Here is a 15,822-nt window from a genome sequence, read left to right on the forward strand (position 1 = left end):
CAAACCGTCAGAAGTGAAAACTGAGAGCAGGAGCAACTTTCTATTGGGGGAAAACGGAGAGGCGGCGGCGCGGGTTTACCCCGCACCGTTTTGGGCGGGAATTAACGCAGGCCGAGCTGGAAAATCAGAGTTTCCGCCTGGCAGGCAAAGGTGAAGTCCACCGCAAGTTGCACACCACCGTCAACCGGTTTAATGCTACTGCTGATGTCACAAGGGTCAGACTCCACGCCGCGGGCTTTTTCCGTCAGCGCAGCCAGCGTTTTCTCGGCATCTTGTTGATTGGCAAACACCTGGCTGTAGGATGCAGTGCAATCGGTGTTGTCCATCACGGTACCGACATCGACACAGCAACAAGCTGCGGTTTCCTGGGCACTGCATTTATTCATTGCATCAGACATGTTTAATTCTCCTCAGGGACCGCCATTACGCGAGTCCAAACTGCCATTAACTTTCTGGCGCAAAGACGCAAGATTCTGCGTTTATTTTACCCCGCAGCGAAACCCATCGCTAGCACTTACTTTTTATAGGTGTTTTAAGTGATGGAAATCACAAATAAAAATCGTCGTCTGCTAAGGAATGGTAAGAGATTTGTTATTCACTGCTGGTTTTTTGTTAAGCAGATCTCTTTTTTGATACCAATATTGAAATATCTCAAAAACAAAGTTGCAACATTCCAACAGGTCGGACCTATAATTCAGCCACTGGTCTGATTTGTCTGAATGATAACGGACCCTACAATCCCGCGCTCCTTGTTACCTTGTGTAACATAGTTTAAATAATAAACACATAATGAGGTTTTGGTCATGAGCCAGAAAAACCTATTTACTAAATCAGCTCTCGCAGCTGCAGTGGCAATTATTTCTTCAAACGTGTCTGCCGCAGGATTCCAGCTGAATGAGTTCTCATCAGCGGGTTTAGGACGTTCGTATTCTGGTGAAGGCGCCATCGCGGATACTGCAGCATCCGCCAGCCGCAACCCGGCCCTTTTGATGATGTACACCCGACCAGAATTCTCGATCGGCGCCGTATTTATCGATCCGGATGTGGACATTACCGGCAAGTCCCCGTCGGGTGCCAGCCTGGATTCCAAAAATATCGCGCCAACCGCCTGGGTGCCGAACCTGCACTATGTTCACCCGATTAACGATCAATTCGCCGTGGGCGGCTCGGTCACCAGCAACTATGGTCTGGCCACCGAATTCAATGACGGTTACACCGCGGGCGCTTATGGCGGCAAAACCGACCTCGAAACCCTGAACCTGAACCTGAGCGGCGCTTATCGCCTGAACCAGCACTTCAGCTTCGGCCTGGGTTTTGACGCGGTTTACGCTAAAGCCAAACTTGAGCGTTATGCAGGCGAAAGCGGCGCAGCCCTCGGCATGCCCGCTGATACTCAAATCTCCCACCTGAAGGGTGATAAATGGGGCTACGGCTGGAACGCCGGCATCCTGTATGAAGTGGATGAAAACAACCGCTACGGTTTCACCTACCGTTCCGAAGTGAAAATCGACTTCGACGGCGACTACAAAAGTAGCATCTCATCTCGTCTGAACCCATTGCAGGGCAGAACCGGTCTGCCATGGGGTACTGATGGCAACACCATTCCAGGCTCTCTAACCCTAAATCTGCCGGAAATGTGGGAACTGTCCGGTTACAACAAGGTGGCGCCGCAGTGGGCGGTCCACTACAGCCTGGCTTATACCAGTTGGAGCCAGTTCCAGCAGCTGAAAGCCACCGGCAACAACGGCCAGACGCTGTTCGAGAAGCATGAAGGCTTCAGAGACGCCTACCGCATCGCGCTGGGTACCACTTACTTCTACGATGATAACTGGACCTTCCGTACCGGTGTCGCATTCGATGACAGCCCGGTGCCTGCCCAGAACCGCTCTATCTCGATCCCGGATCAAGACCGTATGTGGATCAGCGCCGGTACCAGCTACGCGTTCAACAAAGACGCGTCGGTCGACGTCGGTGTTTCCTACATGCACGGCCAAAAAGTCACCATCAAAGAAGGTCCATACACCTTCAATTCGGTGGGCAAGGCCTGGTTGTACGGCGCCAACTTCAACTACCGCTTCTAAAGCGGTCGTTCAAAACGCTTAAGCGCCCTGCGGGGCGCTTTTTTATTGCCGTTTTATAACAAAAAACCCGCCTGGCGGCGGGTTCTCATATTCTCTTGGCGAGAAATTATTTCGCTGAATCGATTTCGTCCAGATCGCCCTGGATCGCCTTGGCGTTCGGGTTTTCTTCCGCCTTCAGTGAACCGCCGCGCGCCAGGAAGTCATGACGCTGGAAGTAGGCTTCACGCACCATCACGTAAGGATCGGAAGAGTTATGCAGCAGGCCGTCGGAATCCAGCAGTTGGGCGCGGGTTTCAATCCCCTCAACCACCCATTTACCCGCCGACATCCAGAAGGTCAGGTAGCTCAGTACCGGATAGACCGTATCCGCCCAGTCGCCGCCGTCTTCACGCAGGGTGAAGCTGCCATAGGCAGGTAACATCACATAAGGGCCGTAACCGACATCGTAATGCCCCAACGTGCTACCGAAACGATTCGGTTCTTCGCGCGCCAGTTTCGGGTTCGCCATCCCCGCCACGTCGATCAGACCGCCCATCCCCAGCAGGGTGTTAAGGAAGAAGCGGTTGAAGTGAATCATCCCGCGATACGGATCGCCCTTCAGGAAGGCGTTGACCATGCTGGCCGGCTCTTCCAGGTTCGACGTGAAGTTACTTAAACCGTTACGCGCCGGCATGGGTACATAGTCGCGCCAGGCCACGGCCACCGGGCGCAATACATACGGATCCAGGACGTTATAGTTAAAGTCGAACATCGTCCGGTTAAATCCTTCCAGAGGATCGGATCGCCCTTGTGGTTCATCTTGCGGCGCGCTGGCACAGCCCACCAATAACACAGTTGCGAAAGCCAGCCCAGTCAGGCGAAAGTTCATATTTTTCTCCATGAAAACACGTTCGGTCTTTTTATTCAGGGAACCTGCTTGTTAATCTGAACGCTAACCTGCTCTTTACCGCTGAAATTCTGCAGCTCACTCTCACCAAACCAGTCGCCCGCCTGCGGCGTGGCCAGACCGTCATGAGAAATCCGTACCCGCACCTTCACCTGATGCAGCGCCGAAAGCAGACGTTCGGGCATCATGGCGTTGCTGTCATCCAGAGAGAATGACAGTGGGAAACGGCTTAAGGGCAGTTGTTTTACCGCAACCGGCACCGGGTTGGCACCATCGGTCACCGAAATGACCAGCGTCCCCTGCTGCGGTAAAGCGTTAGTCGCCTCGGGCGATAACGTCACGTTTACATTCAGTTTAACAGTTTCTTCGCCCGCCTGTGATTTTGCTTGTGCAATACTGCGCTTTAACACCTCGGTGCGCTGATCGTTGGCCGGCAACAGTTTCAACATCACCTGCCAGGCGCCGATCGCCTGTTTGAAATCACCCTGTTCGAAGGCATTGAACGCCAGCAAGCTCAATACGCGCAGATTGGTATGATCATCGGCAATCATCTTGCGCAGCATCTGCGTAGCTTGCTTGTTATCCTCCGGATCGTTGGATCGCGTCAACACTTCCGCATAGCCGAGACGCACTTCCAGATTATTCGGATCCAATTGATAAGCATGAGCAAATGCCTGCGTCGCCGTTGTGGCGTTATTCAGCGCCATGCCGACGCGGCCCAACATCATCCAGTCGTTGATGTTGCGATCGTCTTGTTGGAGTGCGGTGCGCAGCCCCAGCCCGAGGCGAGCAATCTCTTCCATGCTCAGCGGCTGAGCACGCTCATTGGCGACGCGCGCACGCAACTCCGGCATTTGGTCTTGCACCTGCTGCCAGTCCATCACCTGCGCCAACCCTCCGGTTTTCAGATAGAACCCCAGGGTAACCACCACCAGCAGCAACACGCCAGGCACCAGTGCCCAACGGGTGATCGGTTTCGTCTGCACGTCCTGTTGGCCGGGAATGTCGTTCAGCAGGTTCTGTTGCAGTTCTTTTACCAACTCCGGGCGCTCGGCAACCACGCCCTGCGCTTCATCCTGCTCCAATTCGTGCAGACGATCCCGATAAAGCGCCTTATTCAATGCGTCGCGGCTGGTGGCCGCGCCCTGCTTGCTTTGGCGCATCGCAGGCACCACCAGCAGCGCCGCAGCGCCGGCCAACAGCACAATAATAATCAGCCAAAATGCCATTAGGGTTTCTTCCTGTCAGTCTCTTTCAGCAGCGCCGCCAAGCGCTGTTGCTCCTGCTCGGAGAATTCATCGTTAGCAGCGCCGGCGCGGCGGCGGCGAGTGCGCAATATCACCACCGCACCGCCAATCAGCACAAACAGCAACGGGCCAACCCACAGGATCAGCGTCGCCGGGGTCACCGGCGGTTCATAGGTGACGAAATTGCCGTAGCGCGCCACCATATAATCAATGATCTGCTGTTTGTTCCGCCCCTGCATCATCAGCTCGTACACCTTGGTGCGCATGTCCGCGGCGATGATGGCGTTGGAATCTGCGATGCTGTTGTTCTGGCATTTCGGGCAGCGCAGCTGTTCCGTCAGCTCACGGTATTGCTGTTCCTGCTCAACCGAGTTGAATTTATAGGTATCAATCGCCGCCGCCGCGCTCCAGCTCAGCAATGCGGCAAACATCAGGGCAATCAGCCTCATGCTTCACCCCCGTACTTTTTGTACAGCGGCAACACTTCCTGCTGCCAGACGCGCTCGTTCATATCCCCGGCATGACGGTAGCGAATAATGCCCTGCCCGTCGATCAGGAAAGTTTCCGGCGCGCCATACACGCCAAGATCCAATCCCAGCATGCCATCGCCGTCATACAGGCTGAGCGCATAGGGATTGCCCAATGAATTCAGCCAGGTGACCGCTTTGCTGCGGTCGTCCTTATAGTTCAGCCCCACCACGCGAATGCCACGCGCCGCCAGGGTATTGAGGTATTGATGCTCGGCACGGCAGGTTGGGCACCAGGTCGCCCAAACGTTCAACAACATCGGCTTGCCGGTACGCAACACCGCCTGATCGAACGTTTTTCCGGGCTGGTCGAGCGACTCCAGCTTAAAAGTGGGCACCGGTTTGCCGATCAGCGCAGACTCCAGCATAGTCGGATCCTCGCCACCAGCATTGCGCGTCAACTGCACCATAAAGGCCGCCACCAGCAACAGGAACAGGATTAACGGGATAAACAGCAGCTTACGGTTCATGCCTGCTCCTCCAGCTTACCTTCACGCTTGAGTTTTTTGCTCATCCGATAGCGCGGATCGAGAATGCACAAGATGCCGCCAATCGCCATAAATACCCCGCCGAACCAGATCCAGCGCACGAAGGGTTTGTAATACAGCCGCACCGCCCAGGAGCCGTCGTCCAGTTCTTCCCCCAGCGCCGCATACAAGTCGCGGCTGAAACCGCCGTCGATAGCCGCTTCGGTCATCATGCTGCGCGCCACGCTGTAGTAGCGTTTTTCCGCGTGCAGCGTGGCTTCCGGCTTGCCGTTGCGCGTGACGTCGATAATGCCGACGCCGCCGCTGTAGTTCGGCCCGCGAATGTCGTGCACGTCGCGGAACACAAAGTGGTAGCTGTGAATGTCCACGCTGTCGCCGGCCTTCATGCGCACATCGCGCTCCACGCTGTAGTTCTGGCTGAACGCAATGCCGATCACCGTCACCGCGACCCCGAGGTGGCCCAGCACCATGCCCCAGTGGCTGCGGGAAAGGTGGCTCAGGCCGCGCCAGAAACCGTGGCGATGGGTAGCGCGCTCATGCAATTCCATCAGCGTCAGAATAATCACCCACACCGCCATGATCAGCCCGACCACCGTCATGCCGGCGATGCTGTCTTGTAACAGCCACGGCAGCAGGATCGACAGCACCAGCGTGATCGCCAGCGCCACGCTCAAGCGGCGCCACAGCTTGGTCGGTTCATCGCGACGCCAGCGCACCAGCGGGCCGATGCCCATCAGCAGCGCCATCGGCGCCATCAGCCAGGTGAACATGGTATTGAAGAAGGGTTCACCGATAGAAATGCTGCCCAGGCCCAGCTGTTTGTGCACCAGCGGCAGCAACGTGCCCAGCAGCACAACCAGCATGGCGGCAATCAACAGCACGTTATTGCCCAGCAGGAAGGTTTCGCGCGAGAAGGTTTCATGCTGCACCCGGCTGCGTACCTGCCCGCCCTTGACCGCGTAAAGCAGCAGAGAACCACCGATCACGATCACCAGATAGGCGAGGATAAACATGCCGCGCGCCGGGTCGGAGGCAAAAGAGTGCACCGAAACCAGCACGCCGGAACGCACCAGGAAGGTACCCAGCAGGCACAGCGAGAAGGCGGTAATGGCCAGCAGCACCGTCCAGGCCTTGAAGGTGCCGCGTTTTTCGGTCACCGCCAGCGAGTGCATCAGCGCCGTACCGGCCAGCCAAGGCATGAAGGACGCGTTTTCCACCGGATCCCAGAACCACCAGCCGCCCCAACCCAGTTCGTAATAGGCCCAGGCGGAACCCAGCACGATCCCCAGGGTGAGGAACACCCAGGCCGCCGTGGTCCAGGGCCGCGACCAGCGCGCCCAGGCGGTATCCAGCCGGCCGGCCATCAGTGAGGCGATGGCGAAGGCAAACGCCACCGAGAAGCCGACATAACCCATGTACAACAGCGGCGGATGGAAGATCAGGCCGATATCCTGCAGCAGCGGATTGAGGTCACTGCCGTCGATCGGAAAGTTCGGCAGCGTACGGGTAAACGGGTTGGAGGTCATGATGATAAACAGCAGGAAACCTGCGGTGATCATGCCCATCACCGACAACACGCGCGCCACCGCATCCTGCGGCATTGAACGGCTGCACAGCGCCACCGCCAATGACCAGCAACTGAGCAACAGCACCCACAGCAGCAGCGATCCCTCATGCGCGCCCCAGGTGGCGGCGATGCGGTAATACACCGGCAGTTGGCTGTTGGAGTTGGCGGCCACATAGGCCACGGTAAAATCATTCACGACAAAGGCGTGCACCAGGCAGATGAACGCCAGCGCAATGGCGGCGAACATGCCGTAGGTCAGCGGGCGCGCCACCGCCATCATGCGGCTATCCTGACGCGCCGCGCCCCACTGTGGATAAATGCTCAGCAGCAGCGAAATCGCCAATGCCAGGCACAGCAGAAAACTTCCCGTTTCCGGCATCATGACTTGCCGCCTTCATTTTGCGGGGCGGTGTAGGCCGAAGCCGGCCCCTTATGGTTTTCTTTCATTGCGTCTGCCACTTCCGGCGGGGTGTATTTTTCATCGTGTTTCGCCAGCACTTCACGCGCGTTAACCACGTTGCCTTCGCCCAGCACACCTTGCGCCACCACGCCCTGCCCTTCACGGAACAGATCCGGCAGAATGCCGGTATAGGTGACATCAATCACGCCGCGTGCATCATAAATCTTGAAGTTGACCTGCAGCGTTTTCTGATCGCGCTTCACCGAACCGGGCATCACCATGCCGCCAATGCGCAGGCGTTGGCCCACCTCCGGTTTTTCGTGATCCTCGCCCTTGCCTTGCAGAATTTCACTCGGGGTATAAAACAGATCGATGTTGGAGCGCAGCGCGTACAGCGTCAGGGTAGCGGTCAGCGCCACGCCGATCAGCACGACAATCGCCAGATACAGGCGGCTTTTACGACGTGGATTCACAATGATTTCTCCCGCGGATCAGCGGATTTTTGTTTCGACTGCTGCGACTGACGGATGCGTCGTTCGCGCGCCTGACGGCGGCTGACCTCATTCAGCAGTTGCCTGCGCTGCCAGCCGGTGTGGGCCACCAGACCCAGCAAGGATAACAGCGTGACGGCCACCGCCAGCCAAACGTAAAAGGCGTAGCCGCCCATGGCGAAAAACGCCGACCAGGAGGTAAATGCGGCATTCATGGTTGGCGCTCCTTGTTGACCAGCCCGGCAACCCACGGGCGCTGACGCTCCTGGGCCAGGATCAGATTGCGCAACCGCATCAGGGTCAGCGTAATGAAGAACAGCAGATAGCCGAGGATCGCCCAACGCAGCGGGGTGCGCATGCTTGGCGCGATGCTCTGTTGCATATTGGTGGAACCCTGATGCAGCGTGTTCCACCATTCGACAGAGAAATGAATAATCGGGATGTTCACCACCCCTACCAGCACCAGAATACCGGCGGCGCGGCCGGCCAGGCGACGGTCTTCAAAGGCGTTATACAGCGCAATAATGCCCATATAAAGGAACAGCAGCACCAGCTCAGAGGTCAGACGCGCGTCCCATACCCACCAGGTACCCCACATAGGTTTACCCCAGGCGGCCCCCGTGACCAGCGCGATAAAGGTAAATACCGCGCCGACCGGCGCCATCGCCGCCACCACGGAATCGGACATTTTCATCTGCCACACCAGGCCGATAAACGCCGCCACCGCCATCGAAGCGTAGATGCCCATTGACCACATGGCGGCCGGCACGTGGATATACATGATGCGGAAGCTGTCGCCCTGTTGATAATCCTTCGGCGCAAAACCAAAGCCCCATACCCAGCCGATCGCCAGGCAGAGCGCGCCGGCCAGCCCCAGCCACGGGACAAAACGGCCGCAGACACGATACAGCCGTTCAGGCTGGGCGAATTGATGTAACCATTTCCACATTGTCGTCATTGCTCACGGTAAATGTTTTAAGGTGGCCCCCCTATCGTGGGGCGACGAAAATAGCTTTCGCGGTGGAACACGCTCTTAACGGCGTTAACCCGCATGTTAATCAGTGATGCTAATGCACGCTCACTCGCAGAGCGGCGGCGGTGGCAAAGGGGGCCAGCGTTATGCTGCCCGCCAGCATGGCGCCCAGAATCGCCAGATACCCCGCTATCGGCATGCCCATGGAGGCGGCGTCGATAGCGGCGGTGGAAAATATCAGCACCGGAATATACAGCGGCAGCACCAGCAGGCTGAGCAGCACGCCGCCTTTGCGTAACCCGACGGTCAGCGCCACGCCGATGGCACCGACCAGGCTCAGCGTCGGGGTGCCCAGCAGCAGCGTAAACGCCACCGCCAGCCAGGTCTGCATATCCAGCGACAGCAGCAGCGCCACCAACGGCGACAGGATTAACAGCGGCAACCCCGTCACGACCCAGTGAGCACACACTTTGCCTAACACCGTCATCGGCAGCGGCGTCGGCAACAGCAGCAGTTGCTCCAGCGAGCCATCGAGAAAATCGTCGCGAAACAAACGCTCCAGCGACAACAGCGAAGCCAGCAACGCCGCCACCCAGATAATCCCCGGCGCAATGCGCGCCAGCAACTGCGGTTCAGGCCCAATACCCAACGGAAACAACGTGATAACGATCAGGAAGAACCACAGCGGGTTAACGATTTCCGACCCTTTGCGAAAGGCAATTTTCAGCTCGCGGCGCAACACCGTCAAAAACATCAGAGATTCTCCGCCAGGCTGATTTTACCTACCGCCTGCGTCGTGCCTGCCAGATCCTGGTGCGTGGTCAACAATACCATGCCGCCTTGCTGCGCATGTTGCTCAAAAAGGCTAATCAATTCAGCCACGCCTTGTTTATCTATTGCCGTCAGCGGTTCATCCAGGATCCACAGTGGGCACTCACTTAACCATAAACGCGCCAGCGCGACCCGGCGCTGCTGGCCGGCGGAAAGCTGCGCCACCGGCAAATCCTCATAACCGACCAACCCCACCTGCTCCAGCGCCTGCCAGATGGCCTGACGATCGTGCGCGGCGCGCACCGCCTGGTAAAATTGCAGGTTCTCGAAGGGCGTCAGCATGGTTTTAATCCCCGGCTGATGGCCGAGGAACAACAGATCCTGATGATAATTCTCACGGTGACGCAGCGTATTTTGCCCACGCCAGCACACTTCGCCGCTTTCCGGCTGCGCCAACCCGGCCAGAATGCGTAACAGGCTGGTCTTGCCCGCGCCGTTCGGCCCTTCCACCTGAATAATCTCGCCCGGCTTCACCGTAAAGCTTAACTCGCTAAACAGGATGCGTTCATCACGGACGCAGCTCAGACTTTTAGCTTCCAGCATCGGGAGAACTCATATTTTTCTTTGGGATAGCGAATCATAGCATAAGGCGCCTGCGGCACGCAGCCCGCCACTGGCCGCTCGGCTACTCCAATAGGGGTAATATGACGGCCCAGATCAATAATGCGTAGGAAAAACCGACGGCGTTAAACTCTTGTTACTTTTTTCCGCCATTTGCCGCACTTCTGTCGCACCGCCCGTGCGCCAACTACGCTTGATAAATGGCCCTGGCGACCTCTGACGGAGAAAGTTAATCATGAGCGACGAACAACCCCGCACAACAGCGAATGCCGATGACCCTCTAAAAGTCGAGAGCAAAGAGCACGAGCAGGGCAAATCAGAAATCGAGGTAAAGGAAGAGAACCTGCCCTCACGCGCGGCGGCGGTGCATGAGCTCATCCGTATGGAAGGCGAAAAAGAGCTGGAACGCGACTGGGTGGCGCTGCTGTGGTCCGCCGTCGCCGCCGGGCTGTCGATGGGCGCTTCACTGGTGGCGAAAGGCATTTTTCACGCCCGCTTGCCGGACGATCCCAGCCGTTTCTTTATCGAGAATATTGGCTACACCTTCGGCTTTATCATTGTGATTATGGCCCGCCAGCAGCTGTTTACCGAAAACACCGTTACCGCCGTGCTGCCAATCATGCACAAACCGACGCCAAGAAACTTCCTGATCCTGTTCCGCCTGTGGGGCGTGGTACTGCTCGGCAACCTGATTGGCACCGGGCTGGCATCGCTGGCGTTTATCCATATGCCGATTTTCGACGACAATACCCGCAGCGCCTTCGTCAGCCTGTCGGAAGAGGTGATGAAAAACTCGCCGTCAGAAATGTTCGCCAACGGCATTCTGGCGGGCTGGATCATCGCCACCATGGTGTGGATGTTCCCCTCCGCCGGTGCGGCCAAGATTTGGATCATTGTGCTGATGACCTATCTGGTAGCAATTTGCGACCTAACCCACATTGTGGTCGGCTCGGTCGAGATCCTGTATCTGGTGTTTAGCGGCGCTCTCCCCTGGCAGGAATTTTTCTATCCGTTCGCCATTCCGACGCTGGCGGGCAACATTATCGGCGGCACCTTTATCTTCGCGCTCATCAGCCACGCGCAGATCCGTAACGATATGAGCGTTAAAAACAAGGCGGCGAAGCTGGAGGCGGAAAAAGGGGCCGCCAAGGCGAAAAAACCGTGATCGCAGCCGGGGCTACATACAAAATTCACCGCATATTGGCGAGGGAATGAGCAAACGCACCGCTAAGCGCTTATTCTGCGGGTAAAAAAAGGTATACTGCCCCGGCAGCTCAGGTTGCCGGCCCGCAGGGTCCCCGTAGTTAAACGGATATAACAAGCCCCTCCTAAGGGCTAGTTACTGGTTCGATTCCAGTCGGGGACACCATCACCACACAAAAAACACCTTTACGACATCGCCCCCTTCCTCGGTACTCGGCAAGACGCCTTGCCCATATTTAATAGCGAATCCTGACCCCCAGCCTAATCACCCGCTCGGTCAGCCAGATAACGTCATTAATCTCAGCCGTTATTTGTAAATAAGAGAAATCGCGTTTCAGCCCCGTTAAATTAAATGCTAAAATTGTTTAATTATAAGCATGGAGGCATGACATGTTCCCCGACAAAAAATATTTTCAACGCGCAAGCCCGCTGACCAGCTATCAATTTTCACGCCTGCATACTTTTGAATGCGTCGCCCGTAATTTATCCTTTTCACTGGCGGCGGAAGAACTGTCTATTACACCCAGCGCCGTGAGCCACAGAATTAATCTGCTGGAAAAAGAGTTGGGTTTTCTTTTATTTCAACGATTCCATCGCAGAATTACGCTGACACCGGAAGGCGAGCGCATGCAATGGGCATTAAGCCGCTCCTTCGATACGCTGAATCAGGAAATTCTTGATATTAAAAACCGTGAGTTGACGGGCAACCTGACTATTTATTCGCACCCTTCCATCGTGCAGTGCTTGTTGATACCGCGGATCGGCGATTTTATTGCCCAGCACCCCACCATTCATTTGAGCATAGTCACCGGGCAGGAGATCATCAGCCTGGCCAATCGGGGCGTTGATTTAGCCATGTACTTTGGCAAGCTGCCATCCGGGAAACAAATAGACGAAGCTTTTATGCAGGAATCTATAGTCCCGATCTGTACCCCGCAGTACGCCAAGGCACATAACCTCTACGGCGCACCGGAAAACCTGGCACGCTGCACGCTGCTGCATGACAGGTACAACTCCGGCGAAGACGAATGGTTGACCTGGTCGCAACATTTTGATTTAGCGCTGGATACAGAAAGCAAAAGCATGGAGTTCGATCGCTCGGATCTGGCCGTGCTGGCGGCGACCAAACACCTCGGCGTCGCCATGGGGCGGCTTAATCTGGTGCAAGACTGGATCAAAAGCGGCGAACTGATTATCCCGTTCAGTAACATGACCTTGCCTTGCGAACACTGCTATTTTATGTCAACCATCTCCGAACGTCAGTGGCCGAAGATCATCGCTTTCAAAGAGTGGATGATGAAGATAGCGCCTCTGGCCTGATGGCCGGAGGCATTGGCAGGTTTTCTTGAAATCAGCGCCATTTCTTTGGGGGATAAGAGAAATCCAGTGCGCAGTTATATAACTTTCCGGCCTTTGAATAATAAATATGCCTGCGGCTATTATCCCAGGCCACAGCATAGTTATTAGCAAAGGTGATGACTTCAACCGGCATCTGGTTGGATAATCGCATCCGTTTGGTGCTTTTCACCACGGAAAAATCACCATTATCGTAGAGCGTTATCAAAGGATACCCCCAGGCATACCTGGATATTTGTACGGTGAGGGTGAATTGACTTTCACAGCTTATTTGATAGTTATGAATATTAACATCCATGGATTATATTTTTGGTGCAACTCCTCTATTGACATAAAATAAATAAGAACAGCTTACGACAATAAGCCCGAAGACGATCAGTACAGAACCCAATACAAATTCAATTTGCAGCGGTTCGCCCAAAATCACCACACCGGCTAAAATGCCAAAAATGGGGGTCATAAAGGTCAGAATGCCCAACGAAGAGGCCTGATAATTACGCAGCAGAGAAAACCAAATCAGATAGCTGAGGAAAGAGACGATAATCGTTTGGAATATCAGGCTGGTCCAGGCCACAGAACTCAGGTTGAAATGAAGGTTCTCCATCGTCATCGCCAGCAGAGATAACAGCAGGCAGGCCCCTGTAAGCTGGAACAACAGCGTCTGTTTGGACGAACAGTTCGCCAGGCGCGTGGTGCGAATGACTATCGTCGAGCCGCCCCAGGACATGCCCGCCAACAGGCCATAAATATCGCCACGGAGCTGCGCCTCACCGCCGGAACTGCCGCCCATCCCCGAGATGGCGAGCACCACGCCGCCAAAAGCCAGAGCGATGCCAGCCCACTGCACGACCGACAAGCGCTCGTGCCTGATAAAAAAATGCAGCCCTATGGCGGAGAATAAGGGAGCGGTGTACAAGAAGACCGCCATATGCGACGCGCTGGTATAGCCTAAACCTTCAGAGACGAAAAAGAACTCTAACGCGAACAATAAGCCAACGCCCAAACCGGCTAACAACGTGGGGCGATCGAATACGAACCTTTCCCTTTTGTAACGCGCCAAAAGGTAGACCGCCAAAGCGGCCACGCCTGACCTGACGGCGATTTGCAGTACGGCGGATATGTCCGGCTCGGCCGCCTTGATCGCGACCTGCTGCAGCCCCCATATGGCGCATATCAGCGTCATGGCGGTAGCCGCTTTGCTGTCTATGCTGTTTCTGGAAATCATCATGCCTCCCGCAAACCGCTCTGCTCAAAATACAATGTTCCCTCGCCGCGAATAATAGCGGTGATAGAGAATAAAATCACAGGAATATCTAAAGGCTACTCTTTATAAACCACTATTTCCTGGTACATCTTAACTACTTCATTATCGCTATCTGTGTCGCCGGTATATTCGGTTTGTTGCGCCACATGAATAACCTTCCAACCCCGCCTCGCCAAATCAGGAATAGTGACGCGGCCAACATCACGGCAGGTAAATACCGTATCATCACTCAACCTGAGCTTACCAATACTAGCATAATCATAAGCTTGAGACTGACACACGTGCGACTCCGCCGCCATCAGCGGCAATGAAAACAAACCAATAAATAACGCTAACAAAGCTTTCATAGTCATCTCCAGACCCCTTATTAATCCAATCCATCTAACCGATATCGGCAAAATTAATTACGCTAGCCGTCGGCTTATTTAATGCCCTCATGTCGATTAAATTACACGGCATCTGCCATTCACTGACAAGTGAAAAATATAAGGCTATGCGTTAGCTGAGTTCATCCGAGTATTGTCGTCATGGCTTAGCCACTACGCTGAGCATGACCCCGCGTCAGGCCCCGCCGCCCTCTTTCCCGTCAATGATTAATATTCAATCAAATAATTAGCAAGAAAAGTAACTTTTTGTGATGCACATCGTGTTACATATGCGCTTCGCTTCAACCACGCCAAAAAACAATGAAAACGCTCAGAAAAAACCTGAGCAAATCACCGATCCCGGTGCGTCGGTGATGTTGGCAATCAATAACAGGGATAAAAACACATGACTTTCACATTGCGCGCATTGACTCAGGCGGTCGCTTTGGGGCTGGTGATGGGCACCGCCTCTTTCGCTGCCCAGGCTGAAATCACCCTTCTCAAGCAGGATCCTCAGGCGGGCGATCCGCTGAGCCGTCTCAATTTTACCGTCGGCGGCAGCATCCGCCCGCAGTTCAACAACATGACCGGCGATGGCGATAAAGGCTCCTATAAACGCAACGGCTTCGACGGTGGCACCCGTTTCCGCTTTGCCGCGGACTACTACCTGTTCGACGACATCAGTTGGATCAGCTACTACGAGCTGGGGGTGAATATCCCTGCGCTGTTCGACTGGGATCACCACTATGCCGACGGCGCCAATAACACCAGCCGCCGCATGCTGTACACTGGCCTGAAAAGCAAAACCTGGGGGCAACTGACCTTTGGCCAGCAAAACAGCGTGTATTACGACGTCGTGGGCGCAAAAACCGATATCTGGGATTACGACATGCTGGCCCAGGCACCGGGCAACGGCATCAACGGCGACTACGACGGCTCTTACCGTTCGCGCAAAATGCTGAAGTACAAAAATACCTTTGGCGATGCGGACGTTTACGCCTCTTACCTGTTCAGCGATAACGACTATCTGCCGGGCAACGGCCTGCGCTACAAGCGCAAAGGCGGCGGCTCGCTGGGCGTGGATTACCACCTGACGCCGGATCTGACCTGGGGCACCGCGTGGAACTATACCCGCGCCGAAATGCGTAACCCTTCCACCAGCGGCTCGAAAGACTATGATCAGAACATTGTGGGCACCGCGCTGAGCTGGAAGCCGGACAGCTGGACCCTGACCTTTGGCGGCGGCTGGTACAACAACTTCCTGACCACCAAAAAAGCCGACGTTGACAACTACTTCGCCGGCGACGCCTGGGGCATTGAGTATCTGGCCGGTTATACCGTACCGGTGGGCCAATATGCGGTGAAATCCGTGATGCCGTACTTTATGGGCGATCGTCTGGAGTACGTGAGCGGCCGCAACTATCAGCATATCGATAACGGCCTGGGCGTTACGGTGCAGTTTGATTACGGTTTCCGCGTCGATGTGGAACACGTGCTGACTTCAAGCACCGATAATCTCGGTGATATGACGCTGGTGCGTCTGCGCTACGATTTCTGATCGGTATAGACGTAAAAAAGGCCG

At 55.5% G+C, this 15,822-nt stretch carries 18 protein-coding genes and 1 tRNA gene; 5 read left to right on the forward strand and 14 right to left on the reverse strand.

The annotated features are described in order from the left end of the window. Positions 1-101: 101 nt before the first annotated feature. Positions 102-398 (reverse strand): YfcZ/YiiS family protein, encoded by a 297-nt coding sequence (locus tag SERAS12_RS17815; protein WP_013813947.1) that lies wholly within the window; start codon positions 396-398, stop codon positions 102-104. A gap of 405 nt (positions 399-803) precedes the next feature. Between SERAS12_RS17815 and fadL the strand changes: the two genes are divergently transcribed. Then, the gene (fadL, locus tag SERAS12_RS17820; RefSeq protein ID WP_004947504.1) at positions 804-2,081 is read left to right on the forward strand and encodes a long-chain fatty acid transporter FadL; all 1,278 of its coding nucleotides are present in this window, start codon (positions 804-806) and stop codon (positions 2,079-2,081) included. 106 nt (positions 2,082-2,187) lie between these two features. Here fadL and mlaA read toward each other — a convergent pair whose 3' ends face one another. The 10 genes from mlaA to ccmA form a co-directional block, all read right to left on the reverse strand. Then, complete coding sequence (mlaA, locus tag SERAS12_RS17825) at positions 2,188-2,949, reverse strand: phospholipid-binding lipoprotein MlaA (RefSeq protein WP_013813948.1); 762 nt, start codon at positions 2,947-2,949, stop codon at positions 2,188-2,190. A gap of 35 nt (positions 2,950-2,984) precedes the next feature. Next, the gene (gene ccmI / locus SERAS12_RS17830; protein ID WP_013813949.1) at positions 2,985-4,196 is read right to left on the reverse strand and encodes a c-type cytochrome biogenesis protein CcmI; all 1,212 of its coding nucleotides are present in this window, start codon (positions 4,194-4,196) and stop codon (positions 2,985-2,987) included. Next, a complete protein-coding gene (locus SERAS12_RS17835; protein ID WP_013813950.1) occupies positions 4,196-4,663 on the reverse strand; it encodes a cytochrome c-type biogenesis protein in 468 nt (155 codons plus the stop codon). Before SERAS12_RS17835 ends, ccmI begins: the two co-directional genes overlap by 1 nt. Beyond that, positions 4,660-5,211 (reverse strand): DsbE family thiol:disulfide interchange protein, encoded by a 552-nt coding sequence (locus SERAS12_RS17840; RefSeq protein ID WP_013813951.1) that lies wholly within the window; start codon positions 5,209-5,211, stop codon positions 4,660-4,662. The genes SERAS12_RS17835 and SERAS12_RS17840 overlap by 4 nt, the downstream gene beginning before the upstream one ends. Further along, positions 5,208-7,178 carry a heme lyase CcmF/NrfE family subunit gene (locus SERAS12_RS17845; RefSeq protein ID WP_013813952.1) on the reverse strand — a complete coding sequence of 657 codons (1,971 nt, stop codon included), beginning with the start codon at positions 7,176-7,178 and terminating at the stop codon, positions 5,208-5,210. Before SERAS12_RS17845 ends, SERAS12_RS17840 begins: the two co-directional genes overlap by 4 nt. Next, the gene (gene ccmE, locus SERAS12_RS17850) at positions 7,175-7,669 is read right to left on the reverse strand and encodes a cytochrome c maturation protein CcmE (RefSeq protein ID WP_004947520.1); all 495 of its coding nucleotides are present in this window, start codon (positions 7,667-7,669) and stop codon (positions 7,175-7,177) included. The genes SERAS12_RS17845 and ccmE overlap by 4 nt, the downstream gene beginning before the upstream one ends. Beyond that, a complete protein-coding gene (gene ccmD / locus SERAS12_RS17855) occupies positions 7,666-7,902 on the reverse strand; it encodes a heme exporter protein CcmD (protein WP_013813953.1) in 237 nt (78 codons plus the stop codon). The genes ccmE and ccmD overlap by 4 nt, the downstream gene beginning before the upstream one ends. Continuing rightward, positions 7,899-8,636, reverse strand: coding sequence for a heme ABC transporter permease (locus tag SERAS12_RS17860; protein ID WP_013813954.1), 738 nt, complete (start codon positions 8,634-8,636; stop codon positions 7,899-7,901). Before SERAS12_RS17860 ends, ccmD begins: the two co-directional genes overlap by 4 nt. Positions 8,637-8,754: 118 nt before the next feature. Continuing rightward, positions 8,755-9,414, reverse strand: a complete 660-nt coding sequence (gene ccmB / locus SERAS12_RS17865; protein ID WP_004947525.1) for a heme exporter protein CcmB — start codon at positions 9,412-9,414, stop codon at positions 8,755-8,757. Beyond that, complete coding sequence (gene ccmA / locus SERAS12_RS17870) at positions 9,414-10,034, reverse strand: cytochrome c biogenesis heme-transporting ATPase CcmA (RefSeq protein WP_013813955.1); 621 nt, start codon at positions 10,032-10,034, stop codon at positions 9,414-9,416. The genes ccmB and ccmA overlap by 1 nt, the downstream gene beginning before the upstream one ends. A gap of 253 nt (positions 10,035-10,287) precedes the next feature. On the opposite strand from ccmA, the gene SERAS12_RS17875 reads away from it, so the two are divergent. From SERAS12_RS17875 to dsdC, 3 genes are all read left to right on the forward strand, one after another. Then, positions 10,288-11,217, forward strand: coding sequence for a formate/nitrite transporter family protein (locus SERAS12_RS17875; RefSeq protein ID WP_013813956.1), 930 nt, complete (start codon positions 10,288-10,290; stop codon positions 11,215-11,217). 129 nt (positions 11,218-11,346) lie between these two features. Continuing rightward, a tRNA-Arg gene (locus SERAS12_RS17880) sits at positions 11,347-11,421 on the forward strand. Between the two features lie 224 nt (positions 11,422-11,645). Continuing rightward, complete coding sequence (gene dsdC / locus SERAS12_RS17885) at positions 11,646-12,575, forward strand: DNA-binding transcriptional regulator DsdC (protein ID WP_013813957.1); 930 nt, start codon at positions 11,646-11,648, stop codon at positions 12,573-12,575. Positions 12,576-12,606: 31 nt separating this feature from the next. On the opposite strand, the gene SERAS12_RS25775 is transcribed toward dsdC, so the two are convergent. From SERAS12_RS25775 to SERAS12_RS17895, 3 genes are all read right to left on the reverse strand, one after another. Then, on the reverse strand, positions 12,607-12,909 hold the full coding sequence (locus SERAS12_RS25775) for a hypothetical protein (protein ID WP_071880461.1): 303 nt from the start codon (positions 12,907-12,909) through the stop codon (positions 12,607-12,609). Between the two features lie 3 nt (positions 12,910-12,912). Then, entirely contained in the window at positions 12,913-13,836 is a 924-nt protein-coding gene (locus SERAS12_RS17890) for a DMT family transporter (RefSeq protein ID WP_013813958.1), read from the reverse strand. 95 nt (positions 13,837-13,931) lie between these two features. After that, entirely contained in the window at positions 13,932-14,222 is a 291-nt protein-coding gene (locus SERAS12_RS17895) for a hypothetical protein (RefSeq protein ID WP_013813959.1), read from the reverse strand. 424 nt (positions 14,223-14,646) lie between these two features. On the opposite strand from SERAS12_RS17895, the gene SERAS12_RS17900 reads away from it, so the two are divergent. After that, entirely contained in the window at positions 14,647-15,798 is a 1,152-nt protein-coding gene (locus tag SERAS12_RS17900) for a porin (protein ID WP_013813960.1), read from the forward strand. Positions 15,799-15,822 lie beyond the last annotated feature (24 nt).

It is taken from the genome of Serratia sp. AS12, assembly GCF_000214195.1.
Taxonomy (GTDB): Bacteria; Pseudomonadota; Gammaproteobacteria; order Enterobacterales; family Enterobacteriaceae; genus Serratia; species Serratia plymuthica.